Origin of the sequence: Sphingobium sp. OAS761, from assembly GCF_024168485.1 — a bacterium.
Lineage (GTDB): Bacteria > Pseudomonadota > Alphaproteobacteria > Sphingomonadales > Sphingomonadaceae > Sphingobium.
The window spans coordinates 288,525-313,490 of record NZ_JALJVY010000002.1; the positions used below are offsets into that span (position 1 = coordinate 288,525).

The window sequence follows — 24,966 nt, forward strand, 5'->3', positions numbered from 1 at the left end:
GCTGGTGCGGGGTTCGCGTTCCGGGCTTGATGGGGGGATCAGCCGGCGCGGTACACCGCACGCGCACTGGCGACGCCGTTCACCAATGCGCCGGGCTTTTCGACGATGACCTCGACTCGATCGACCGATCCGGCGGCGAGGCAGCCGCCCGCAAGGCGCGCGCAGAAGGTTTCGATGAGCACGATATGCTCATTCGCCAGGGCTTCGGCCAAGGCGACCACGCCTTCATAGTCGATCGTCGCGCTGAGCTGATCGGTGGGCGCGCGCTTCAGCCGGAGCGAAACCATCACCCGCAACATCTGGCGGCGATCCATTTCATGGGCATGCGCGCCGATACGCGCCGCCAGTCGCAGGTCGTGGACCCTGACTTCGATACCCTCGTCATGGACGGCGCCGGTCATTCGTGCTGCTCGCGTAGCCGCGCTCGCAGCACGGTCAGCGTCACGGCGCAAATCGCCGAGCCCGAACCCATGACGAGCGCGACGATCGGGAAGCCGTATCCAGCCGTGAACAACAGACCGGCAAGCGCCGGCGCGGCGGCCGAGATTCCCCGGCCCACGCCGATCACGGCCCCCGTCGCGCCGGCACGCAGGTGGGTCGGGAACAGCGTCGCGACGAGGCTATAGTGGCCGACAACTGCCGCGTTGGCACATAGACCCGCTACAAACGCCCCGGCCGAGAGGATCGTCAGGTCCGCCGGCATGGAACCGAAGCCTGCCATCGCCATCGATGCAAGCGCCGCAATGGCGATCGTCAAGCCAAGCACCGATAGGCGTTCCGTCAACAGACCGAACAGCAGACAACCCACAATGCCGCCGCTGCTTGCCCAGACGAGCACCGAAGCGGCCTGCGGCGCGCTGAAGCCCATGTCGACGATGACGGGCGCCGTCCACTTGAACAGGAAGATGAAGGTGGTGATATTGGTAAGATAGGCGATCGTCAGCAATATCGTGGTCCAGCGAAACGCCGGCGCAAAAATCTCCGCAAACCCCGTTTTGCGCGCACCGGCTGGACGTTCAGGGATGTGCAACGCTGCAAGCGGCTCATGCCCCATGCGGGCGAGCAGCCGATTGACGCGCGGCAAGGCAGCATGGCCGCGCTTGTGAACCTCGAACTCGATCGAATCCGGCGCCAGCCAGAGCACGAGCGGCGCCATGAGCGTCGTACAGAGCGCACCGAACAGAAACACCTCGTGCCAGCCATAGGCGCGGAGCAGCTGGACCGCGACCATGCCGCCCAGCACGCTTCCGATCGGAAAGCCGACCGCCATCAGGACGACGACGAGCGGTCGCCGCCGTTCATTGGCCGCTTCGGCAACGCCCGCGTTGGTTGCGGCGAGCATCCCGCCGATGCCGAAGCCAGTGAGCAAGCGGCCGATCGACAGCACAGCCACGTCAGGCGCGAACGCCGATCCGAACATCCCTATACTCATGCAGGCAAGGCAAAGCAGGATCGTCCAGCGGCGGCCACGCGCATCCGCCAGGCCGCCGAGCAACAGCGAGCCGAGCGTCATGCCGACCAGCTCCAGCGACATGACGACCCCGAGTTCGGCGCGTGTGAGGCCCCATTCCGCAAGGATACCGGGTGCCGCGAAACTGATCGCCAGCGCATCGAAGCCATCGAGCGCATTCAGGCCGAACATCACCGCCACCACCGCCCACTGCATGCGCGACATGGGCGAGCGCTTGAGGATCTCGACGGGATCCTGAGCCAATCGGGGAACCTGCACGTTCACGCGAAGGCCGCGAAATGGGCGATAGGCCCGGCGCCCTGCACCGCCTCGGCATGGTGCAATACGGCTCGTCCCTCGATCCGGTCCAGCCAATAGCGGCCCGCGGCACGCATACGGGCTGAGGCCTCATGATCTCCCAGTTGCGCTACGAAGCGCGCCGCGATCCATCCGGCGCTGGCCAGCATGGCGAGGTCAAGGAACGCGGCAGCGCCAGCGTCCTGGTCAGCGGGGTCAGCCGCCTTCAAGGTCGATGCCGCACCCTCCAGCAAGTCAAGACAGCGTGCCAACGGCGTTTCTGCGCCATCGGCGCGGGCCACCGCCAGAAACGCCTGTAGCCCGGCGTCGTCGCGGATCACGCGGCGCTGCAGCAGGTCGATCGCCTGGATGCCGGAGGTGCCTTCGAACACGGACAGCACGCGGGCGTCTCGCAGCGCCTGCTCGACCGGCCATTCAGCGGTGTAGCCCGCGCCGCCCAGCACTTGGATCGCGCCGCTCGCATTGGCGAACGCGCAGTCCGCACCGAACGTCTTGGCGATCGGCAGGAACCATTGGACCAGCGCGGCACAGCGCTCGCGATCGGCCGGATCCTCGCTATGGGCGGCCAGCTCGGCAAGATTGGCGATGTTCAGCATCAAGCCGCGAAGCAATTGCGTGTGCGCGGTCAGTTCGAGCAGTTGCCGGCGAACGTCGGCGTGGGCGACGATCGGCTGCGGATCGCCGGGTTTGCCGCCCTGCCGCCGCTCGCGCGCATAGGAGAGCGCCACGTCCGACGCGGAACAAGCGATACCCAGCCCCATCGCACTGACCGCCAGGCGCATCTGCGTGATCATCACGAACATCTGCGCGAGCCCGCGCCCACGCTCGCCGATCAAGGTCGCTGGCGCCTCGTCGAACGCCAGCGTGCAGGTTGGGGAGCCATGCAGGCCGAGCTTGTCCTCGATGCGCAGCACTTGCACGCCGTCCTGCCCGGCCACGCGCGTATCTACCAGAAACAGGCTGATCTCCGGCCGCGTCGCCGTCCCATCGTCGCTGCGTGCCAGCACGCAATGCACAATGGCGTCGGTCAGGTCGTGATCGCCATAGCTGATCCAGCATTTTTCACCCGAGATGCGCCAACCATCCGGCGCCGCGCGCGCACGGGTGCGCATCTGAAGGACATCGCTTCCCGCCCCCGCTTCCGAAATGCAGATCGTCGCGCCCAACTCGCCCGAGGCCAGAGCAGGGAGCAAGGCTTGTTTGACGTCCGGCGCGGCGAAGGCCGCGATCAGCCGGGCGGCGGAACGCTGCGGAACGGGAAGCATGCCGAAGGCGGGGCAAGCGCGGTCGAAAATCTCCTGCACCGCAAGGCAGAGCGGCAGCGGCAGTTGCTGGCCGCCATAGCCCGCCTCATGATCGATCGAGGACCAGCCATTGGCGACGAATGCCGCCCAGGCCTCGCGATGGCCTGGCGCCGTGTGGACGCGCCCGCCCCGAAGCTGCGCACCTTGGGCGTCCATCGCGCGATTGAGCGGTTCCAGCGTATCGGTGGCGAACGCCGCCGCCTGTTCTAGGATGGCGACGATGGTCCCCTCGTCGAGCACGGCATAGCTTTCCCGCAGGCGCACGACCTCGTCGAAGCGAAAGGAAGCGCGCAACTGCTCGGCGCTTTGCGAAAGATCGAAATGGGGCAGGTGCGCACGCATGGTCGGATCAGCGCGCCATGTTGACGATGCGGGCGTCGACGAACTCCTTGAGTCCGGCCTGGCCCTGCTCGCGGCCCAGCCCCGATTGCTTGACCCCGCCGAACGGCACGTCGAACCGCAGGTCGAGATGCTTGTTGATCCACACCGTGCCGGTTTCGATCCCGCGCGCGACGGCCGCAGCCTTGTCCAGATCCTTGCCCCAAACCGTCCCGCCCAGCCCATAGTCGCTGGCGTTAGCGCGTGCGATCACGTCCTCGATCGTGTCATAGCTGAGCAGCGGCACCAGCGGCCCGAACTGCTCCTCGGTCACCAGCCGCGCGTCGTCAGCCAAGTCGCGCACGATCGCCGGCTGAATGAAATAGCCCGGCCGGTTGAGCCGCGCGCCGCCGGTCAGGACGGTGCCTTCGCTTTGCGTCGCTGCCATCAGATCCTGCAGCTTGTCGAACTGCATCTTGTTCTGGATCGGCCCCATCTTCGTGCCGGGCTCAAGCCCGTCACCAAGCACGGTCGCCGAAGCCAGCGCCGCCAGTCGCTCGCCAATGTCATCGAGCATCGCGTTAGGCACGTAGAGCCGCTTAGCCGCCATGCAGGTCTGCCCCGCGTTGAACGTGGCGGCGCCATAGATCTTGGCAGCGACCTCGGCCGGATCGGCGTCGTCAAGCACGATGGCGACGTCGTTTCCACCCAGTTCCAGCGTCAGCCGCTTGAGCGTCGACGCAGCACTCGCCATTACCTTGCGCCCGGTGGCGGTCGATCCGGTGAAGCTGATTTTGGCGACATCGGGATGCGAGGACAGCATGCCGCCCAGATCGTTCGCATCGACGATGACGTTGAACACGCCCGGCGGCAGGATGCCGACAGCCACCTCGCCGAGCAACGCGGCAGTGAGCGGAGTGGTCGGGGCGGGCTTGGCGACGACGGTATTGCCCGTGCTGAGTGCGATCGATACCTTGATCGCCAGCAGGATCATCGGGAAATTCCACGGCACGATACAGCCGACCACGCCGAGCGGCGCATAATGTTCGACGACCAGCGCGTTGGGTTCATCGACCAGTGTTTCGGGATGCAGCACCTGCGCGCCGAAATGGCGGAACGCCGCGATGGCGCCGCCGACCTCGAACTGGGCTTCGGCGAGTGGCTTGCCCTGCTCCTGCGTCAGCAGTCGCGCAAAGTCCTCGAAACGCGCTTCCATCGCATCGGCCAATTTGTGCAGCAATTCCTGCCGCCGCGGCTGACCGCCGTCGCGCCAGGTCGGAAAGGCACGTTTCGCCGCCGCGATCGCGCGTTCCAGCTGCGCTGCATCGGCGCGCGCGCACGTCGCAAAAGGCTCGCCCGTCGCCGGGTTGATCACCGCCAGGCTATCGGCGCCGTCCACCAGATCACCATCGATCAGTAGCTTGAATTCCATGGTTATTCCTCTCCGATGATAGAGCGCGCAGCGCGCAACGTGTTTTCCAGGAGACAGGCAATCGTCATCGGCCCGACGCCCCCCGGCACGGGGGTGACCGCGCGGGCATGGCCAAGCGCGTCCATCACCGAGTCGCCAACTATGATCGGACGGCCGTCTGGTCCGATGATGCGATTGATGCCGACATCGATCACGACCGCGCCGGGCTTCACCCAGTCGCCGCGAACCAGCCCCGGGCTGCCGGCGGCCACCACCAGGATGTCGGCGGCGCGCACGATGTCGGGTAGCCCGCGCGTATGGATGTGCGTCACCGTCACCGTCGCCTCGCGTTCGAGCAACAGCAGCGCGACCGGCTTGCCGACGATATTGGATTTGCCGATCACGACGGCGTTCAGCCCGTGATAGTCGTCGATCACGCGATCGAGCAGCTTCATGCAGCCAAGCGGGGTGCAGGGCACCAACCCGCCGCCGCCCGACGACAAGCGACCGACGTTGACGGGATGAAATCCGTCGACATCCTTTTCCGGCGCGATGCGATCCAGCACGAGCAGCGGATCGATCTGCGCCGGCAACGGCAGTTGGACGAGGATGCCGTGCACATCGGCGTTCGCGTTAAGCTCGTCGATCAGGACGAGCAGCGCGGCCTGCGGCGTGTCGACAGCCAGCCGGTATTCGAACGAGCGTATGCCGGCTGCCGCCGTCGCCGCCAGCTTGCGGCGCACATAGATGCCGCTGGCCGGATCGTCGCCGACCAGCACGACCGCGAGGCCCGGCACGATGCCGCTGCGCGAGCGCAATGCCGCCACGCCCGCGCCGACCTCGGCGACGAGCTGAGCGGCTATCGCCTTGCCGTCGATCAGTTCCATGGCGCTATTGCTCGAACACAACGGTCTTGTGGCCGTTGATCAGCACGCGATCCTCCAGATAGGCCCTGACCGCGCGGGCGAGCACGCGCCGCTCGATATCCCGGCCCTTGCGCACCAGTTCGTCCGGGCTGTCGGCATGGCTGATCGGCTCGACATCCTGATGAATGATCGGCCCCTCATCGAGATCGGAAGTAACGAAGTGCGCCGTCGCGCCGATCATCTTGACCCCGCGCGCATGGGCCTGGTGATAGGGCTTGGCCCCCTTGAACCCGGGCAGGAAGCTGTGGTGGATATTGATGCAGCGCCCCGACAAAAATCCCGCCAGATCGTCTGACAGGATCTGCATGTAGCGCGCCAGCACGATCAGGTCGGCGCCAGTTTCGTCGACGATCTGCTTGATCTGCGCTTCCTGCTTCGCCTTGGTGTCACGCGTCACGGGAAGATAATGGAACGGGATGCCTTCGATGATCGACAGGCTCAACGCCTCGCGCGGGTGATTGCAGACGATGCCGACGATATCCATTGGCAGTTCGCCGATGCGCTGGCGATACAGCAAATCGCCAAGGCAATGATCGAACTTGCTGACGAGCAGCAGCACTTTCTTGCGCGCGTCGCTCGGCCGCATCGTCCATTGCAGTCCGAAATCGGCGCCGACCGCGGCGATGAGCGCGCGGCATTCATCCTCCTGGCGAGCGTCGATGCGAAATTCAACGCGCATGAAGAAGTTGCCCGTTTCCGGGTCGTCGAACTGCTGCGCACTGCGGATGTTGCCGCCCGAGTTGCGCAGCGCCACGGCCACGGCCGCCACGATGCCGGGGCGGTCGATGCACGAAAGCGATAGGATGAAATCGCGGGTCATTGGGACCTTCCTGTCAATCAAAGAAGAGCAAAATAGCGGATGGTGTTGCCGGTTTTCTGGCGTGAGCCGATGCCCACGACGACGGTGCGGGTCAGCCAGTCATAAGGGCCGGCGCTCACCTCGAAGGTTGGCGTCGTGCGCAGATAATAGTCCTCGAACGGCACTTCCGGCCCGTCCTCGAACATCCACTTCTGAATGCGCGGCAGGACGTCCGGCGCACGACCGGCGAGATAGCCGACGTTGCGCATCAGGATCAGCGTCCCGTCATCGGCTTCGAGCATATAGCGGGCGTCGAGCCCAAGCACCTTGTCGGGGCGGAACTGCGCCCAGTCCGCGCCGCTTTGCGGCACGATGCGGCCATTGAGATGCGGTCCGCGGATGATGCCGGCGTCGACATAGGTTGCGCCGCGACCGAACCCGGCCGGCGTATCATGAATGGTCTGGACGTCGCGCCAGGTCAGCGCGATCTCAAAGAGGAACTCGAAACGCGGCGCGTCCGGCAGCGAGGTTTCAGCGAAATAGGCCAAGCGATGTCTCCAATTATCTCTTCAAAAGCTCACCGCACCGCCGTCGACGAGCAGGTCGATGCCGGTGACGTAGGAGGAGTCATCGGAGGCGAGATAAAGTACGCTTCGCGCCGCCTCCTGCGCCGTGCCGAAACGACCCATCGGGACTTGTTCGCAGATCATCTGCCGGAAGTCCGCTATCTCCGCCTCGCTCATTTCTCCGCGCGTAATCAGCGGCGTATCGATCGGACCCGGGCTGAAGCAATTGACCCGGATGCCGCGCTTGACCAGTTCAGCCCCGAAGGTACGGGCGAGCGCGCGCAGCCCGGCCTTGCTCGCGCCATAGACGCTGTTGCCGGGTATCCCCGTGCAATGTCCCATCGAGGAGGTGAGCACGATCGATCCGCCCTCCCCCATCAGTTCGATCGCGTGTTTGACCGCGAAGTACGGCCCCTTCAGATTGACGGCGAACATCTGGTCGTAGAAGGCTTCATCGACCTGTTCGATGGTGCGGAACGCGCCGATGCCGGCGTTGACGAACAGCACATCGATGCGGCCATGTTCGGCCTTGATCTGCTGCATCAGCGCCTGCGTGGCGGCGATGTCGGATATGTCGGAACGAAAGACCTGGCCGTCGTCGCCAAGATCGGACCGGACCTGTGCCAATGTATCGGGATCGCGGCCCGTGACGATCACGAAGGCACCTTCCTGCGCGAAGGCCAGCGCACTGGCGCGGCCAATACCGCTGCTGCCGCCGAGGACAACAACCGTTCGCCCTGCGAACCGTTTACAACCGCTCGAGACGGGCTCCATTTCAGAACACTCCGTTATTATTTGCGGAGCGGCCAGTCAGTTCCTGCGACGCATCCCAGTGCTCGGCGATCAGGCCGTCCTCAACCCTGAAGATGTCGATCACGGCGACGCCGGGCGTGCCGGGTGTTATGACCACATGCACATGCGCGATGACATGATCGCCATCGGCGAACATTCGTTTCACGTCATGGTGGGCGTCGGGCGAAACAGAGTTGGCCCACACCAGGAACGCCTTCAGCCCCGCAGCGCCGGTTTCCGCCATCGGGCTGTGCTGGATATAGTCGGGGCGGAAATAGCGATCGACATGCGCCGGGTCGAGCGGTTCCAGCACCTCGTCATAAACGGTTCGGACGAGGGCCAGATTGGCCCGTTCGATCGGCGTATAATTCTTCACGCCGTTCGCTCCAGGCGTCTGCGAACGGACGAATGGCGCTTCCTCACGCATCGACTGACAGCCGCGGGATCGCGTTGACATCGATGTCCTTGTTGTTGGCGAGGTCCATATAGGGCGTGCGCGCGACAGTGACGCGAACCTCCTTTTGCGGTCCGCCCGGCGCTCCCCATAGCAGGGTCAGTTGCTTGCCCTCGACGGCGTGCTCGCGCTGGATGAAACCGAGCGAGATCATCCGCTTGTAGTATACGCTGCGGATCCGCCCGGCCGATGAGCCGATCGCAGCCCCATCGAACAAGACCTTGTCCGCATGATAGTGGAAGCCGTTGGGGTTCACGAAGTAATTGTCGGACGGACGGTCGTCGATTGGCTCGTAAGCCACGGCATCGCGCCCGCGATATTGCGAGGCGACGATATCGGCGACATCCTCGGCATTCCATTCCAAGGTCACCATCGCGTTCGGCGGATTGTCGGCAATCCGCTCGAGCGCGGCGCGGCCGGGAAAGTCATGATCGAACCGGACGAGCGATCCCCAGTCGACATCGTAAGGCGTCTTGAACCGCGCCTCCAGTTCGTCACCCATGCTGCCGACCAGCTGTCGATTATAATTGAAGAACATCGCCATCGGCTGAGTCATGCAATAGGCCGCGAGTTCCGGCTCCTCGAACCACGGCATCGGGAAGTGGATGAAGATGTTGGCGAAGCCGGCTTCGGTGTGGTTCAGCAGATAGGCCATCCGCCCGAGCTTGCTGGCGCCCAGCGGTGCGCCGACGTCCCACAGCTTCTTGAACACCGTGTCCAGCTGGTCCATCGGGCCGTGCAGTTCATAGGCGAGCGACCCGGCCATGCCGAGGCGCAGGACGCGCACCTCGATGCCGCCGAAATCCACCACCCTGTGCGCGGCGAATTTGATGTCGTGCATGTCGCTGCCGGAAGCCCGCTCCAGAATCTCCAGCGATTTGGGGCCGGCGATCTGGATGAAGAATTCGGTGCCGGAAAGGTTCGTACCCGAGACGTCCATGTCTGTTCGCGACACATGGAAATCGATGATCGGCATGAGCCAATAGGTCCGGAAATGATCCTCGCCGATCTTCATGACCACGCCATCGGCCAGCATCTGGCCCTTGTCGTTGCACATGACAGCATGGCGGATCGAGCCGACCTTCATCTTCATGAAGTTGTTGATGCACAGCGATGTCAGGAAGCGGGCGGCATCCGGCCCCTGCACGTCATAGATCGGGGATTCGTTGAGCGGCGTCCCGATCCAGGCGCTCGTCTTCGAAGCAAGGATTTCGTTCCGGTAGCCCTGATATTCCAGCGGCGCGACATACAGACCGCCCGCGTTGAGAAACGTCGATACGCCCTCGTTCACATTCTCAAGCATCTGAAACATCCTCCATGTCTGCGGCAGGCGGCAGGCTGATCCGAGTTGCCGCCGTGCGAATGGTCTCCAAATGTTGCTCGAGCAGCGCGCGGAGCGCCTTGGGCCGGCGGCCGGTCAGCTGCTCAAAATCGTCGCTGATGACGGCGAAATCGCCGTCGCGCACCGCAACCTCGAAGCTGACCATGTCGTCGGAATTCCAGGGGAAATTGTTGACCGAAAGATCGTCAACCGGCTGTCGCGGTATGCCCAGCCCATCAAACATCGCGTAGAGCCCGGCCTCGTCGGTCGGCGTGAACCTGACCGGGATCGCGGTGAGTTCGGAGACAAGCGCCGCCACTTCTCGGTAGCTGACGAGCTCGGGGCCGGTGATTTGATAGACCTGGTTTTCGTGGCCATCGCCTTGCAGCACGGCCACGGCCGCCGCCACGCAATCGTCCCGGCAGACAAACGCCATGTGGCCATCGCCGGCGAGGCTCGTCATTTCGCCGCTCGCGAGCATCAGCGGCGCCATCGCCTCAACCACAGCCTCGGCATATTGCGCGTCGCGCAGCACCGTCCAGGCAAGGCCCGAGTCCCGCAGCATCCGTTCGGTGATGACGTGATCCTTGACCGCGAGCGAGGGATTGCTCTCCACCGCACCGATGAAGGATGTGTAGACGATGTGCTGCACACCGGCGCGTTTCGCCGCGTCGATTGCGGCGCGGTGCTGCGGTTCGCGAAAGCCCACCCGCGTACCGCTGATCATCAGCATTCGTTCCGCGCCGGCCAGCGCCTCTATCAGCCCATCCGCGTCGTCGAAATCGCCCCGCCGCACATCGACGCCCTGCGCGGCGCGGTCGGCCAGCTTATCCGGGCTGCGCGTCACGAGGATCAAGCGATCGGGCGAGACGCCGCCTTCGATCAGAAGACGGGTCGCTTCACGGCCAAACTGACCCGACGCGCCGGTGATCACGATTTTCTTCATTTCAGATGTCCCCTTTTGCCGCATCGAGCAGTGCCCGCGGCACCCAGCTGCCGTGCACCTGCTCACAGGTGACGAACGGCATGAACACCTTCGCGATCGGCCCGGCTTCCACACGATCGGCCTCGACCACCCATAGCTCCTGCGCGAAATGACCTTCCGCGATGACCCGATCGACCATCATCAGCAGCCAACCGCCATGCGTCGGATCATTCGCCGAAACATGCACCGGCTCGTTGAAGCCGAGCCCTGGCCCGTCGGAAAAGTTTGTCAGCGATCCATCGCGCCAGTCGACCCGTATCAGCGAATTGAACAGCACGCCGACCGGGCCGTTGGCGACCAGTGTCAGCTTTGTGGGATCAACCGAAAGATACCATCCGCGTGTATATTCGCGGCCCAGATCGCCCGGCGCGATGACCGGCATCTCGCCGAACGGACCGATCTTGGTTTCGGCAATGCCTGCTCCGGGATTGGCAAGATCGAGGGTCCACCGCGTCAGTCCGCCATCGACAGGCAGATTGATGCCGGAATGCTCGGCGATGAAGGGGATGAGGTTGGTGACGGCCATTGCCTGATCCAGATGGATCTTGGTTCCTTCGGCATAGGCGTTCATCACATGGTAGCTGTGGACCCCCGGAGGACCGCTGAACCACTGCATATCCTCGACGCGGCCGTAGCGCGGCATCACGCCGATAAAGCTCTCGCCTTGCTGATCGTGCACCCAGTGCGGGCCGCCAGCGCGCAGCCGCTCAAGATCGGACTTGGTCGGATAGACCATGAAGATCGCATGTTCCTCGGTGATCGCGAAATCATGCATCATCGAGCAATAGGGCGCATCGAACCATTGCTCGGACACAAGCTCACCCTCTGGCGAGACGATGCAATAGGCGATCGTCGGTGTCGCCAGCCCGGCCGCTTCGTATCCGAACAGGAACAGCTCGCCCGTCACGGGATCGATCTTGGGGTGCGCCGTCAGCGTCTGAGAACGGAGCCGGCCGCGATAGTCCCATCGGCCGATCGTCTCCAGTGTCGTCGGGTCGATACGATAGGGCAGGCCGTCTTCCTTCGACATGAACAGGCGGCCGGCATGGTAATAGGGTGTCGTATTGGCCACGGTGCGATCGACGCCCGCAACGCTGGGATCATCGGTGAACGGATTGCGATACACGCCGAACAGACTGCGCCCCGCCTTACGCTCAGCCAGAAACCGTTCGGTCTGGACGTAGCGGACGCCGCAGCTCACGCGGCCGTCCTTGAACTCGACCTTGCCGATCACCCCGTCGCGCGACAGCACGACATCGTCCGCGCGCAGGGGGACATAGGCGGGGTCGTGAAGTGCGCGGAAAAAGGCGCCGTCGATCTCCGCCGGTATCTCGCCCTCGACATAGAGGTCGTGGGCGGTCGCCTCGAGATGGGTCGGGCGGTTCAAGCCGGTGTAGTGCACCGTGTCGGGATATGTGGGCTGGACGGTCACGAAACTCTCCATCAGCCCGCGTTTGCGGCCTGCTCGTTGAAGCGGAAATAGTCGGTGAAGTCGGCCTGCTGGCCCAGCGCGGCGAGTGCAGCCTGCATCTGACGATGCGTCGCCTCGATCATTGGCAGCTTGAGACCAAGTTCATCGCGCAGCTTGTCAGCGAGCGCCACATCCTTGGCCATCAGCGGGAGGCCGAAGCCAAGCGCAAACTTGCCCGGCAGCACCTGGCTCGGGAACAGGCCCTCGGAAATACCGCTGCGACCGCTCGATGCGTTGATGACTTCCAGCAACGCCGCCGGATCGAGCCCGAAGCGGGCGCCCATGTCGACACCCTCCGACGTGACGGCGAAGATCGCTGCGGCGATCGCATTGTTGATCGCCTTTGCCGCATGGCCAGCGCCCAGGCCGCCCACCCGCATCAGCTTCCCACTGAGTGCTTCAAGCAAGGGTTGCGCGGTCGCAAATGCCGCCTCGTCCGTCCCGCCGACCATCAAGGTCAACTTCCCCTCAGCCGCGAGCGGCACACCGCCAGAAACGGGCGCGTCGATCAGCGAAATGCCATGCTCCTTGAGTGCTTCGCCAAGTGCAACGGTGCCTCCGGCGTCGGACGAACTGGTATCGACGACGATGCCGCCCTCCCCCAGCGCATCGGCGACCCCGCCCGACCCAAGGATCACGTCGCGTACGATATGCCCGTTCGGAAGCATCGTGACGACGACCGCCGCGCCGCGCGCCGCCTCGGCCGGGCTTGACGCCCATGCATCGCCGAACGTGTCGGCAAGGTCGGTGTTGGCGTCATTGACTCGAAGATCGAACCCCTGCGCCAGCAAATGGGTGGCCATCGGCCGGCCCATCGCGCCCAATCCGATAAAGGCGATCCTCATGCTGGTTTCGCCGCATCGAGCTCGGCCAGTGCCGCTTCGGCAGCCCTAAGGGCCGTGAAGGATGCCGGCACACCGCAATAGATCATCGCGTGCAGGACAAGCTCGCGGATTTCATCGACGGTAAGGCCGTTGGCGATCCCGCCTTTGACGTGCATCTTGATCTCGACTTCCTTGCCCATCGCGATCAGCATGGACAGGGTCGCCAAGCTCCGGTCTCGCCTGCCCATTCCCTCGCGGTTCCAGGTTTCGCCAAAACAGTAGCGGGTCATGATGTCATGGAACGGCTTGGCGAAATCACTCGCGTTTGCAACCGCCAACTCGGCAAGTTCCGGACCGAACATGTCGCGGCGCACCTGCATGCCTTTTTCGAAGAGATCACTCACAAGCCGTTCCTTAGATTGAGGGTTCAGAAGTCGTAGCGCAGGTCAAAGAAGACCTGACGGCCGGGCAGTGTCGCCGAATAATGGCCGTAGAATGCGTCGCCCACCGAAGGGCCGCTGAAGCCGCGCACGGCCTTGTTCGCGAGGTTCTTGCCTGACACCGAAAATGTCAGCCCCTTGGTCTGCGCCAGCGCGATCGATGCGTCGAACAGTTCGTAGCCCGGCGTGCGGTCGAGCGGATTTTGTGCCGACTGATATTGCGCACTGCTCTGGTGATAGACACGCCCGCTGAAACGCAACGCCCAATCATCGTTCAACGGCACATTGTATGCGAGTGAAGCGCTGCCCGAGAAATCGGGAACGGCATCGAGGCGTCCGCCCCGCGCATTGCCGGTAGCCGGGTCCGCGCAGAACGTGCTGCCGATCGGGCAGGCGCCCGGATAGTCGCCATAGCGTGCATGCAGGTACGCCGCGTTGGCGCTGAACGTCAGGCCCGGTGCGACGATCCAGGTCAGGTCGCCTTCAATGCCCTTCGATGTCGCTTCAGCCGCGTTCGTCGTTTGCAGCGCGCCGCTCGGCAGCGATATCGTTGCCTGCAGGTTCTTGTATTTGGTGCGGAACGCAGCAAGGTTGAGCCGCAGCGTCGGGCTGCTATATTTCAGGCCGACTTCGAAATTATACGCGCGTTCGGCGGAATATTCGAAAATGTCGGTCGCAAAGCCGTTCTCAGGCACGACGCCCGACTTGTCTTGGTCGTTGAACCCCCCTGCCTTGGTCCCAGTGGTGTATGAACCATAGACGGACAATCCGCGATCGAACTTGTAGTTGAGGCTGACCGAGGGATTGAACGACTTGAACGTGCGCGAACGCGAGATGCTGGTGGGACGATACGTGGTGGTGTCGGCGGGGTTGAACCACTGGAAAAAGCCGAACGGCGGTCCAGCGAGGATGAACAGGCTCGCCGGGTCGAAGTTATAGCCTCTCAGCGGCTGCCCGAACGATGTCGGCGCGATCACATAGTCGCCCTGCTTGCGGATCGACGAGTAGCGACCACCGATCACAGCGTTGAACTTGTCGGTGAGGTTGATCGTGCCTTGCGCGAACGCGGAATAGCCGTTGGTGGTCTGGTCGAGACCATTGCGTGCCCCGGCAGTCAGCCCGGGTACGCCGAACCCGGCGAAATCGATGTCGGTTCCCTGGTCGATCTTGTCCTTTTGATGATAATAAGTAAGGCCGACGATGTAGTCGATGAAGTTGGAGCCGTTCGAAACCAGCCGTACTTCCTGATAGAATTGCTTGAAGTCTTCGTTCGCGAACGTGCCGCCGATCTGCACCGGATGGTTCGATCCCTGCACATACTGAGAGAAGTCAAACGTCGAGTAACCGGTCGATGACGCCAGCGTCACGCTGCCCAGATCATAATTGATGTTAAGCGCGACATTGTCGGAGGTGATCCGCGTGAAGGCGCGATCGTCGGGCGTCGATTTACGGAAGTCGAAGACACCGTCCTCAATAGCAGGGGGAAAGGTCACGGCACCGAGCGATGTCAACTGGAACGTGGTCCCATGCACCCGCTTGTGCCCATGCTCGTAAGACAGATCGAAACGCAGGTCGCTGTTCGGCGTCCAACTGGCGATCACCCGGCCGAGGCCGCTGTCGGCGCGGCCATCATCCTTATCGGTGACGGTATTGTAGACATATCCGCCATCGCGGTTGAGCTTGCCGGCGAAGCGCACGCTGAACGTGTCGCCGAGCGGTACGCTGATGCCGCCCTCGAAATTATACCCGTCATAAGCCGCTTCGTATCCGGCGGTGACGTAGCCCTCAAACTCGCGACCCGGGCGCTTGTTGACGATATTGATCGCGCCGGCGTTCGCGTTGACTCCAAACAGCACCGATTGGGGGCCGCGCACTACTTCGACACGCTCGACGTCGAAGAAGGGGTTGAGGAACTGATTGGCGCGACCGGCATAGATGCCGTCGACATAAGTCGCGACGGACTGTTCGAACGCGCGGCCGCCGGCGCCCGAGCCAAGGCCACGGATGGCAACGAACGGCTGGAATGGCGAGCGCTGCACCACGAGGTTCGGCACGGCTGAGCCAAGCGTCTCGACACTGTTGATTTTCTGCGCCGCGAGCTGGTCGGCGCCAAGCACCGCGACCGCGACAGGCACGTCCTGCAGCGTCTGCTGACGACGCTGGGCGGTAACGATGATGTCGGCCAGTTGATCGTCGGGTCCTTGCGTTGCCGGGGCAGGATCGGCGGGCGCCGTTTGTGCGCTCGCTACAGCCGGAACCAGCATCGTGCCCGCCGCCAGCGCGGCCTTCGTGATTTTTATGAACATTGCCCTCTCCCTTATTTTTCGTGTTGTTGTCAGTCGGTCAGAAGATGAGTGATTTCAGCTCCGTAAATGCTGCCATGCCTTCACGCCCCCCTTCGCGTCCGATTCCGGACATCTTGAATCCGCCAAATGGCAGGGACGGATCGAACAGGAAGCCGTTATGCGCCACCGTGCCCGTGCGCACCGCGCGGGCGACGCGATAGCCGCGATCCGGATCGGCGCAGAACACAGCGCCGTACAATCCGAAGTCGCTGTCATTGGCGATGGCGATCGCCGCCGCCTCGTCATCAGCCTCCAGCACCGTCAACACCGGGCCGAATATTTCCTCCCGGGCAATCCGCATCGATGGATCGACCCGCACGAACAACGTCGGATCGAAATACCAGCCTGCGTCCATGCCTCTGGTGCGGCTGCCGCCAAGCGCCAGTGTGGCGCCCTCGGTTTGAGCGTCGCTGACAAACTGTTCGACGCGATCGCGTTGGCGCCGCATCGCCAGCGGCCCCATGCGCGCCGCCGGATCGTCGGGGTGGCCGACCGTCACCTTGGCAAGCTCGGCTTGCAACGCCTCGACCAGTCGTTCGTGAATGCTGCGGACCGCCACCACGCGGCTCAGCGTAGCGCAGACCTGCCCGGCCGAAAGCGTGATGACCTGCGCCAGCGTGGCGGCCGTGAGGGCGATGTCCGCATCTTCGAGCACTATGGCTGCAGATTTGCCGCCAAGCTCCAGCGTGCAGCGCGCGAACCGCTCAGCGCAAGCCACGCCGATCGTTCGGCCGGCCGCCACGCTGCCGGTGAAGCTCACCTTGTCGATCGCCCGATGCCGCACCAGCCGGTCGGATGCGGTGCGATTGGCGCAGACCAGATTGACGACGCCCGGCGGCAGGCCGGCCGCTTCGGCGGCCTCGGCAAGTATATACGCTTCGAGCGGCGTCTCCGGCGCCGGCTTCATGACGACCGTGCAGCCGGCCATCAACGCAGGTGCGACTTTGCCGGCGAGGATACCGAAGGGGTTATTCCAAGGCGCGATCGCCGCGACGACGCCGGCCGGCTCGCGCACCACCATGGCCTTGGCGCTGCCGTCGATCCGGGTAGTTTCACGGACCCAGTCGAAGTCGTCGCCCAGACCGGCGTAATAATCGAACCAGAATTTGCCGCCGCCCGTGACGAAGGGCGCGGCCGATGCGAGTGCGCCGATCTGATCGACCCAGGCACGTGCCACCTCCGGCATACGCGGCTCAAGAGCCTTTGACAGACGCCGAAGATATTCGCCGCGCTCCTGCGGACTGAGGCGCGGCCAGGGACCGTCGTCGAATGCCTTGCGCGCAGCGATCGCCGCTCGGTCCACGTCGTCCTCACTGGCTTCGGCTATTCGCGCGATGACCGCTTCGCTGTGCGCGGAGACGACGTCTATCGTGCCGCCGGTGGCAGATACCCATTCGCCGCCGATAAACAACTTGTCGGGGTGGGCTATATCGATGCGGGTGGTCACGAGAAGGTCTCCAGATGCGATTGTATGTCTGCGGGACTCCGCGACGGTGGCAGTTCGGCGCGGGGCAGATTTCGCCCGAGCATCATGTCGGCAGCCTTTTCGCCGATCATCATGGCAGGTGCGCTGGTGTTGCCACGGATGATGGTCGGCATGATCGAGGCGTCGGCGATCCGAAGGCCGTCGATACCGTGAACCCGCAACGTGCTATCGACTACGCTCGAGGCCGGGTCGTTCCCCATCGCGCACGTGCCGACCGGATGGGCGCTCGACACCAGCGAGTTCGCAATGAACCGGTCGATTTCCGCTTCGTCCGCAACGTTGGCGCCGGGCATCAACTCTGGGCCGACCAGCGTCTGCATGGCGGCGCTGCCGAAAAAGCGCCGGACGAACGCGAACATTTCACGGGCCGCCTGGCGGTCACGAGCATCCAGCAGGAAGTTGGATTTTACTGCCGGCGACTGCAGCGGATCGCTGGATTTGAGCTCGACCACGCCGCGCCCCTGCGGATCAAGCTGCAGGATGCCTACCCCGATCGTGTCCGGTGATGCCTTGCGCCATCCCGGTAGCCAGGGCCGGCTCATCGGCGAGCCGAATGAAACCTGAAACTGCGTGTCCGGACGCGCGGCCGGATCATTGCGGTTGATGAAGCCCTGGATGCCAAGCGGCGCCTCATCCAATAATCCACCGATGCGCAGCAGCCAGGCCAACGCCGATCCCGCGAGCCGATCGAGCCGCAGCCGTTGCTCGAACCCCAGTGGCGCGGATGCGGCATAGCCCATCTGCACCATGGGATGATCCTGCAGATTGCATCCGACCGCGGGCAGATCGGCTACGACGCCGAGACCATGGCGACGCAAGGCATCAGCCGCGCCGATCCCTGACAGCAGCAAAAGATGGGGCGAATTGAATGTTCCGGCCGCAAGCACGATCTCATCCGCCTGCAAGACTTCCGGTCCCTGAGGCTGAAGCAATTCAACGCCAGTTGCCCTGCCATGGTCCACAATGATGCGCGAAACCTGTGCCTGACGGCGGATCGCGAGGTGGCGCTCGACCTGCGGCAGCTTCAGATAAGCGGTCGCCGAACTTTCACGGCGCGTGCGGCGCACGGTGAAGTCCGGAATGCCAAAGCCGGCTTGGCTAGCGCCGTTGAAATCCTGATTTTCGTCGAAGCCTAGTTCGCGCGCAGCGGCGAGCAGGGAGTCGTAGAGCCGAGGAACGCGGCGGTTCGACGTGACAGCCACCGGGCCGCCGCCGCCATGCCACTGCGTTGAGCCGCGCCAATTCGCTTCGCTGCGCCGAAAATAGGGCAGAACATCGGCATAGCTCCAGCCATCGAGACCCTGCGCGTGCCAGCCGTCATAATCTTCACGCTGGCCGCGAGAATACATCATGCCGTTGATCGAAGCGGTGCCGCCCATCAGCCGCCCGCGCGGCATATCCAGACCGCGTCCGCCCAGTTGCTGCTCTGATTCCCCCTGATAGCCCCAGCCGAAGCGCGGATCGATCGATGCCATCGGCCAGGCGACAGGAGCCGTGATCAGCGGGTGGCGGTTGCCGCTGCCCGCTTCGAGCAGCAACACGCGCCGCTCGCCCGATGCTGCAAGCCGACCCGCCAAGGCGCAGCCGGCACTACCAGCACCGATCACGATCACGTCAGGACGACGCATCGCCTCAGCGACCTTTGCCAAAGTAAAAGACGGGCGAAAAACGCACTATGCCTCTCCAAACTGCGGTACGACTTGCTCGTCTCGTCAGCAAAACAGGCATAGGCTGGTACAGCCCTTGTCGGGAATACGGCTGCGGGCTATTGGGTGTACGGAAATTCCGAATACCAGGCGTCAAGAAAAGATGATCACCGTACGTCAGCTCGAGATTCTCGCCGCCGTGATCGAGCATGGTAGCTTCCGGCGATGCGGGCAGAAGCTGAATATTTCGCCGGTATCGGTAAGCGAGCATATGCGGGCGCTTGAAACGCAGTTGGGCGTCGAGCTGTTCGTCCGGTCCCCCGGCGGCGCGGTTACGCCCACGGCGGCGGGCGCGCGGGCGTTCGACTCAGTTCACGAGCTTTTGGCCGACGTTCAGGACTTTATCAGCTTCGTGGTGGGCGACAGCGCACGGCAGGAGCCTATCCGCATCGCAATGCACGGCTTCATGATGCGCAATCTGGCGAGCGCGGTGGCTGCATTCGATGCGGTGCATGAGCGCCAGCTGAGTTTTATCAGTGACGATGGCGCACCGGAGGATCTGCACCGCCGCGTCATCGCGGGCCAATTGGACGCGGCCTATTTTTACGCGGTCGAAGGCGCATATGGCCTTGGCCAGACCGTCGGTCATGAGCAATTGGCGATCTATGTCGGTGAGGGTCATCCTCTGGCTGCTGAGATCAACGTAACCGCAGCGCAGTTGAACGCGACGCCAATCATCGGCTTGGCACCCGAAAAGCCGCTGCGGCACATGGTCGACGAAGCGCTCCGTCGGCACGGCGTCGTCCATTCAAATCATGTCGTCGAAACATCGGAGTTCGGGCTGATCCTGAGCAGTCTGCATCGCAACCTGGGCTTCACCTGCATGTTCGAGAGCATCCAAGGGGAGGAAAAGCAAGCGACGGGCCTGTCGATCGTACGCTGCGAGACGCCGATATTGCCATTGGAAATTCGTCGAATGACCCGGCGAACGGCGCTCCGGTTTCAAGACGTGCGTGATGCTCTCCGGTTGGCCGAGCAGACCTTCACGCGGGCGTGACTGTATGACGGCGGAACGAGCGAAGGGTCGTGCTGTGTCAAGCGCCTGTGCCGCTCCTCGCATCCGTGAGGAAACGCGCTTTCGCCAGGCATTCGGCCAACTCATCCTCGGCGACTGAATCTACGACGATGGCCGAACCAATTCCCATGTGGGGTGGTCGGCCAAAGCTGGAATCGATGGTCCGTATAGCGACGTTGAAGGCGGACGAGCCGTCCGGCGCCAGATATCCAATCGAACCTGTATAAATTCCGCGCGACCTGCGCTCGGTCTCGGCGATGATCTCCATGGCGCGGATTTTTGGGGCACCTGTCACCGATCCGCAGGGAAACATCGACGTCAACAACCTGACCGCGTCGCAATCGCCTGCAAGACGTGAAGTGATGGTGGAAGTCATCTGGTGAACCGTCGGATAAGTTTCGACGTCAAACAGCGATGTCACCTTCACACTTCCCGGCGTTGACACCCGCGACAGGTCGTTTCGCAACAAATCCACGATCATCAGGTTCTCTGCCCGATCTTTCGGGTTTGCGGCGAGAAGCCGGGCAGCCGCCATGTCGGCTACAACCTCACGTTGCCGTGCAGCCGTGCCTTTCATCGGCCTGACGCAAACCCTGCCTTGATCCAAGGTGAAGAAGTTCTCGGGCGACAAGCTTACGATCGTCTGAGACGCGGTTTCAACCAGTGCGCCCCAGCCTGCCCGCTGCCTGGGTCGAAGTTGCCAATATAGTTCCGCCAGGGCGTCGGGTGGAACATCCACGACCGCATCGAAGGTGAAATTGGCCTGATAAATGTCGCCTGCAGAGATATAGGTCGCAATCCTTTTCAGCTCTTGGTTGTAGCGCGCAGCGTCGGTGAGGGGACGAAACAATGGCGGTTCATAGCGGGGGCGCCGCCGAAAAGTGTGCGGCTCGTACACCCTTGGCGTATCGAACTCTCCGAACCACAATAAGGGGGTGTCCGATTGCACAGCCAACTGAGACATTTTCGGTTCGAACGCCATTCCTGCCTCATAGGCAAGATAACCAGCGAGATATCGGCCTCGCGAGAGCGCGAAACGCATCCGATCCAAACAGGGCGCGACATCATCCATCCGCTCAGCCTGAATGATCCCCTGTGGTTCGGTGAACAGAAAGGCGTGTGCATCGCCGCGGGCATCGCTGCGCGCATCGTCTAGAAGAACGAAAGGCGCTTTCGTGTCGCGCATGACATGAGCTTTACGTGCGCGATCCCCCCGCGCAATTCGCGCCAGCCCGGTCTGCGCCCAGCCTGAGGGCGCCTTGGGCGAGGTCATGCGCCCTGCCGCCGCCCGGTATATTCATCACGCATACGCCGATCCTCGCCTCATGCTCCTAATCAGCCTTGCGGGTAGCCACTGCTCCTCAACTGGATAATCATTGTTGGTGGCAGGTCGCCGTAATGCTCACGGCTCAGGACCAGCCATCTTGCTCATCCAAGCTGGCGGCGAGTTCGCCGATCACGCGATAACATTCGATCACGCTGGCGACGGAGCCGATCGGCTCGCGACCTTCGCGGATTGCGGCGATGAACTCGCGATCCTGTAATTCGATGCCGTTCATGCTGACATCGACCTGCGACACGTCGATCGGCTCTTCCTTGCCATTCACGAGATCGTCGTAGCGCGCGATGTAGGTTCCGGTGTCGCCGATATAGCGGAAGAAGGTGCCCAGCGGACCGTCATTGTTGAACGACAGCGCCAGGGTCAGGATCTGGCGCCTGTCGGTTTTCAGCTGGATCGATTGGTCCATTGCAATCCCGAGTTCCGGATGGCGAGGACCTTGCAGGATATTGGCCTTTACCACTTTGGCGCCGGTCATATACTGGAAGATGTCGATTGAATGCGCCGAATGGTGCCACAGTAGATGGTCGGTCCAGCTGCGCGGCTCGCCCTTGGCGTTGATGTTCTTGCGACGGAAGAAGAATGTCTCGATGTCCATCGCCTGGATCGTGAACTCGCCGGCGTCGATCTTCTTTTTCACCCACTGGTGGCTGGGATTGAAGCGGCGCGTGTGGCCGACCATGCAGACGAGCCCGGTTTCCTGCTGCTTGGCCAGGACCGCCTGCGCTTCGTCCCAAGAGTCCGCTACAGGAATTTCCACCTCTACATGCTTGCCGGCATCCATTGCCTGGATCGCCTGCCGCCCATGCAGCGGCGTAGGTGTCGTGAGGATCACGGCATCGATGTCATCGCGTTTCAGCACCTCGTCGTAGCTGTCGCTTACATCGGCGATACCGTGTTTCGCGGCCAGCCTTTGGGCTTCCTCGTGCGAAGCGCTGACGACCACCGCGACTTCCGCGCCCTCTATGGCTTTCAGCGCGTCGAGGTGTTTCTCGCCGAATGCACCGGCGCCGACCAGAGCGATACGCATGTCCGTTCAATCCTTATCTTCAAGAGTGTTTGCAAAAGCGGGCCAGACGCAAATCCTCCGGCTCGCCGGGCTTAGTCTCTCAGCATGGTTCGAGCACAAGATGCCCGATAGCGGTGTTGCTGCACGGAACATGATAATGACGATGGAGCAGCCGGGTCCGGGGGCCCAGCGCGCCCCGCATGATCAGCCACATCACCATCTCGATCCCCTCGGATCCCGTCTCGCGCAGATATTCGATGTGTGGGATGTGGCGAGCGGCCTCGCTCTCGCCGATGAGGCTGTCCATGAACTTGTTGTCCCACGCGGCGTTGATCAGGCCGGCACGCTGCCCCTGAAGCTGGTGGCTCATGCCGCCAGTGCCCCAGATCTGGACATCGAGTTCCTCCGGGAAACTTTCGACTGCCCGCCGGATCGCCTCACCCAGCATCCAGCAGCGGTTGCCCGAAGGAACGGGATAGGTGACGACGTTTACGGCGAGCGGAATGACCTTCGCCGGCCAAGCGGCGGGCGTCCCGAACATCATGGACAGCGGAACGGTCAGCCCGTGATCGACATCCATCTGGTTGATGATGGTCATGTCGAACTCTTCGAGAATCAGGCTTTGCGCGATGTGCCAGGCGAGGTCCGGATGCCCGAACACGTCCGGCACGGCGCGAGGGCCCCAGCCCTCATCCGCAGGTTTGAAATGCTCGCCGGTGCCAATCGCGAAGGTCGGGATGATATTGGCGTCGAATGCGGAGGCGTGATCATTGTAGACCAGCAGGATGACATCCGGCTTCCGTTCCGCTTCCCAGCGTTTCGTCCATTCATAGCCGGCAAAAATGGGATCGAAGTAAGGATTCCGCGTCTTGTCCTGATCCACGGCGACGCCAAGGAGGGGAACATGGCTGGTGGCGATTCCGGCGCTGATGCGGGCCATGTCAGCGCGAATCCTTGATCGAGCGGGCACCATCGGGCGAGCGCCCCCCTGTATTCATCATCGCCTGATAATCTTCGACGCTCATGCCGGTCATCGTGCTCACCGCCTGGACGAAGCTGAGGCCATCGGTCGAAAATACCTTCGCGAGGAAGTAGATGTTGCCGCCAAGATCGAGAAGCCGGTTGTAGTCGCGGGCCAGCACAGCCTGCTTCTGCTCGTCGCTCATCGGCCACTGGTCGAGATAGGCCGCCTCATCGGCTTTCCACACCTCGCGGTTTTCCGCCTTCATCAGGCTCATGGCAAACTGGTTGAGATGATAGCCCTGCCTGGCCCGCTTCGCAGTGTAGACCCGCGTTCCGGGTATATCGTCGAACTCGGCCAGATAGTCGTGGATGTCGGCCTTCTCGCTCATGCCCCGCTCCATTCGAACGCCAGCTCGCCTTCCCGGAAGGCGAAACGATTGAGATGACTGGCGATCACCTCCTTCATCTGTTCCGCGCTCGCCGTGTCGGCGGTCACCAGGGTAATCGCGATCCCGCCATCCTTGGCATCGAAAGTCGCTTGGGTCTCCGCGCTGAACGGCACCGTGCCGCGACCATCCGCATAGCTCGTCGCGAATTTGTGCCCCCAGTGCTTCACGAGCTGCCGGATATACCGATCAGCCGATGCCGTGTGGGCGCGCCCATGCGTGATCATGCCAGTTCCCGCTCGAAGCCGGTGGTTGTGCGCTTGATCGCTCGGGTGATCATCTGGCGGGACCGGGTTCCACCTTCGTCGATACGATAAGCCGAGAGTTTGAGTTCGGGGTTGGCTTTGATCGCCCGCTGCTGTGCTTCCAGGACCACCTTATCCTGCGCGAAGACGCCGCCCTGCTGGGCCTTGAAGCGGGCGGTGAAGCCCGCGTCGCCAATATCGAAATTCCGGGCCATGCCCCAGAAATAATGGTGCGTATCAGCGCTTTCCGGCGTCATGAAGTCGACCACCATGCCGCGCACGCCATGGTCATGGTCCGCGAGGGTTGCCCCGGCTCCCGATGGCGCCACACCCACGTCGATCATGACCGCGCTCGGAAGGAGGAAGCGGCATATCTGCCAGCGATCGACCGGCCCTTCACGCTTGAGCGCTTCCTTCCAGAAAGGCGGCGCCTCGATTCCCGGCATCCATCGTTCGACCACGACCTCGTCTCCATCGACGCGGGTCGCGATCGGTGCCTCCATTATTTCGGGCTGACCTATCGATCCTGCGTGGACGTGGGTTTCGTGGGTCAGATCCATGAGGTTGTCGACCATCAGGCGATAATCGCAAGCGACATGGTAATAACCCCCGTCGAACACCCAGCCTTCGGCGGAACAAGGCCAAAGGTCAGGAATAAGTGCGGGGTCCGCCTGCGCCCTGTCGCCGATCCAAACCCACACGAAGCGGTGCTTTTCCGCCACGACATATGTTTCCACGCAAATCCTGCGGTTGACCGCCTCGGATTTGAGCGGCATCTCCTCGGCCACACCGTCGGGCCCAATCTTGAGCCCGTGATATTTGCAACGGATTGAATCGCCTTCGCGCAGCCCCATCGACAGCGGCAACAGCCGATGGGGGCAGGCGTCGCGCATTGCCACCACCGATCGATCGAGCCGGCGGTAAAAGACCATTGGCACGCCGCAGATCGTCCGCGCGAGCGGCGCGGTGTCGATCTCCGCGTCCCATCCGGCAACATACCAGGCATTTGAGATCCAGGTTGGTTCCACCGCCA

General features: G+C 63.0%; 24 protein-coding genes. 1 reads left to right on the forward strand and 23 read right to left on the reverse strand.

The window, feature by feature from the left end; genetic code table 11:
- Nucleotides 1–38 precede the first annotated feature (38 nt).
- The 17 genes from J3E64_RS04130 to J3E64_RS04210 are packed head-to-tail and all read right to left on the reverse strand — an operon-like array spanning nt 39 to nt 18,838.
- Nucleotides 39–401 carry a dihydroneopterin aldolase gene (locus tag J3E64_RS04130; protein ID WP_253340052.1) on the reverse strand — a complete coding sequence of 121 codons (363 nt, stop codon included), beginning with the start codon at nt 399–401 and terminating at the stop codon, nt 39–41.
- Complete coding sequence (locus J3E64_RS04135; RefSeq protein WP_253340054.1) at nt 398–1,675, reverse strand: MFS transporter; 1,278 nt, start codon at nt 1,673–1,675, stop codon at nt 398–400. Before J3E64_RS04135 ends, J3E64_RS04130 begins: the two co-directional genes overlap by 4 nt.
- A gap of 56 nt (nt 1,676–1,731) precedes the next feature.
- On the reverse strand, nt 1,732–3,414 hold the full coding sequence (locus J3E64_RS04140) for an acyl-CoA dehydrogenase family protein (RefSeq protein WP_253340056.1): 1,683 nt from the start codon (nt 3,412–3,414) through the stop codon (nt 1,732–1,734).
- A 7-nt stretch (nt 3,415–3,421) separates the two neighbouring features.
- Complete coding sequence (locus J3E64_RS04145) at nt 3,422–4,828, reverse strand: aldehyde dehydrogenase family protein (RefSeq protein ID WP_253340289.1); 1,407 nt, start codon at nt 4,826–4,828, stop codon at nt 3,422–3,424.
- Complete coding sequence (locus tag J3E64_RS04150; protein ID WP_253340058.1) at nt 4,825–5,688, reverse strand: bifunctional 5,10-methylenetetrahydrofolate dehydrogenase/5,10-methenyltetrahydrofolate cyclohydrolase; 864 nt, start codon at nt 5,686–5,688, stop codon at nt 4,825–4,827. Before J3E64_RS04150 ends, J3E64_RS04145 begins: the two co-directional genes overlap by 4 nt.
- 4 nt (nt 5,689–5,692) lie before the next feature.
- Nucleotides 5,693–6,547 carry a formyltetrahydrofolate deformylase gene (purU, locus tag J3E64_RS04155; protein ID WP_253340060.1) on the reverse strand — a complete coding sequence of 285 codons (855 nt, stop codon included), beginning with the start codon at nt 6,545–6,547 and terminating at the stop codon, nt 5,693–5,695.
- Nucleotides 6,548–6,564: 17 nt separating this feature from the next.
- The gene (locus tag J3E64_RS04160; protein ID WP_253340062.1) at nt 6,565–7,074 is read right to left on the reverse strand and encodes a DUF3237 domain-containing protein; all 510 of its coding nucleotides are present in this window, start codon (nt 7,072–7,074) and stop codon (nt 6,565–6,567) included.
- A gap of 21 nt (nt 7,075–7,095) precedes the next feature.
- Complete coding sequence (locus J3E64_RS04165) at nt 7,096–7,866, reverse strand: SDR family oxidoreductase (RefSeq protein WP_253340064.1); 771 nt, start codon at nt 7,864–7,866, stop codon at nt 7,096–7,098.
- A 1-nt stretch (nt 7,867) separates the two neighbouring features.
- Complete coding sequence (locus J3E64_RS04170; RefSeq protein WP_253340066.1) at nt 7,868–8,260, reverse strand: nuclear transport factor 2 family protein; 393 nt, start codon at nt 8,258–8,260, stop codon at nt 7,868–7,870.
- Between the two features lie 43 nt (nt 8,261–8,303).
- Complete coding sequence (locus J3E64_RS04175; RefSeq protein WP_253340068.1) at nt 8,304–9,641, reverse strand: hypothetical protein; 1,338 nt, start codon at nt 9,639–9,641, stop codon at nt 8,304–8,306.
- Entirely contained in the window at nt 9,634–10,605 is a 972-nt protein-coding gene (locus tag J3E64_RS04180) for an SDR family oxidoreductase (protein ID WP_253340070.1), read from the reverse strand. Before J3E64_RS04180 ends, J3E64_RS04175 begins: the two co-directional genes overlap by 8 nt.
- 1 nt (nt 10,606) lies before the next feature.
- On the reverse strand, nt 10,607–12,076 hold the full coding sequence (locus tag J3E64_RS04185) for a carotenoid oxygenase family protein (protein ID WP_253340072.1): 1,470 nt from the start codon (nt 12,074–12,076) through the stop codon (nt 10,607–10,609).
- Between the two features lie 11 nt (nt 12,077–12,087).
- Nucleotides 12,088–12,960: an NAD(P)-dependent oxidoreductase gene (locus J3E64_RS04190; protein WP_253340074.1), complete on the reverse strand. Its 873-nt coding sequence runs from the start codon at nt 12,958–12,960 to the stop codon at nt 12,088–12,090.
- Nucleotides 12,957–13,343: a carboxymuconolactone decarboxylase family protein gene (locus J3E64_RS04195; protein ID WP_253340076.1), complete on the reverse strand. Its 387-nt coding sequence runs from the start codon at nt 13,341–13,343 to the stop codon at nt 12,957–12,959. The genes J3E64_RS04190 and J3E64_RS04195 overlap by 4 nt, the downstream gene beginning before the upstream one ends.
- Before the next feature lie 23 nt (nt 13,344–13,366).
- Entirely contained in the window at nt 13,367–15,685 is a 2,319-nt protein-coding gene (locus tag J3E64_RS04200) for a TonB-dependent receptor (protein ID WP_253340078.1), read from the reverse strand.
- A 37-nt stretch (nt 15,686–15,722) separates the two neighbouring features.
- Entirely contained in the window at nt 15,723–17,171 is a 1,449-nt protein-coding gene (locus J3E64_RS04205; RefSeq protein WP_253340080.1) for an aldehyde dehydrogenase, read from the reverse strand.
- On the reverse strand, nt 17,168–18,838 hold the full coding sequence (locus J3E64_RS04210) for a GMC family oxidoreductase (RefSeq protein WP_253340082.1): 1,671 nt from the start codon (nt 18,836–18,838) through the stop codon (nt 17,168–17,170). The genes J3E64_RS04205 and J3E64_RS04210 overlap by 4 nt, the downstream gene beginning before the upstream one ends.
- A 115-nt stretch (nt 18,839–18,953) precedes the next feature.
- Here J3E64_RS04210 and J3E64_RS04215 point away from each other — a divergent pair, with 115 nt between their 5' ends.
- Nucleotides 18,954–19,913, forward strand: coding sequence for a LysR family transcriptional regulator (locus J3E64_RS04215; RefSeq protein ID WP_253340084.1), 960 nt, complete (start codon nt 18,954–18,956; stop codon nt 19,911–19,913).
- A 37-nt stretch (nt 19,914–19,950) separates the two neighbouring features.
- Here J3E64_RS04215 and pabB read toward each other — a convergent pair whose 3' ends face one another.
- The 6 genes from pabB to J3E64_RS04245 all read right to left on the reverse strand — a co-directional run bounded on the left by pabB (nt 19,951) and on the right by J3E64_RS04245 (nt 24,961).
- The gene (gene pabB, locus J3E64_RS04220; protein WP_253340086.1) at nt 19,951–21,204 is read right to left on the reverse strand and encodes an aminodeoxychorismate synthase component I; all 1,254 of its coding nucleotides are present in this window, start codon (nt 21,202–21,204) and stop codon (nt 19,951–19,953) included.
- A 136-nt stretch (nt 21,205–21,340) separates the two neighbouring features.
- Nucleotides 21,341–22,300 carry a Gfo/Idh/MocA family oxidoreductase gene (locus J3E64_RS04225; RefSeq protein WP_253340088.1) on the reverse strand — a complete coding sequence of 320 codons (960 nt, stop codon included), beginning with the start codon at nt 22,298–22,300 and terminating at the stop codon, nt 21,341–21,343.
- Between the two features lie 79 nt (nt 22,301–22,379).
- On the reverse strand, nt 22,380–23,219 hold the full coding sequence (locus J3E64_RS04230; protein ID WP_253340090.1) for a class III extradiol dioxygenase subunit beta: 840 nt from the start codon (nt 23,217–23,219) through the stop codon (nt 22,380–22,382).
- Nucleotide 23,220: 1 nt separating this feature from the next.
- Nucleotides 23,221–23,631, reverse strand: a complete 411-nt coding sequence (ligA, locus tag J3E64_RS04235) for a protocatechuate 4,5-dioxygenase subunit alpha (protein ID WP_253340092.1) — start codon at nt 23,629–23,631, stop codon at nt 23,221–23,223.
- The gene (locus J3E64_RS04240; RefSeq protein ID WP_253340094.1) at nt 23,628–23,915 is read right to left on the reverse strand and encodes a DUF2218 domain-containing protein; all 288 of its coding nucleotides are present in this window, start codon (nt 23,913–23,915) and stop codon (nt 23,628–23,630) included. The genes ligA and J3E64_RS04240 overlap by 4 nt, the downstream gene beginning before the upstream one ends.
- Complete coding sequence (locus tag J3E64_RS04245; protein ID WP_253340096.1) at nt 23,912–24,961, reverse strand: aromatic ring-hydroxylating dioxygenase subunit alpha; 1,050 nt, start codon at nt 24,959–24,961, stop codon at nt 23,912–23,914. Before J3E64_RS04245 ends, J3E64_RS04240 begins: the two co-directional genes overlap by 4 nt.
- Nucleotides 24,962–24,966: the final 5 nt, after the last annotated feature.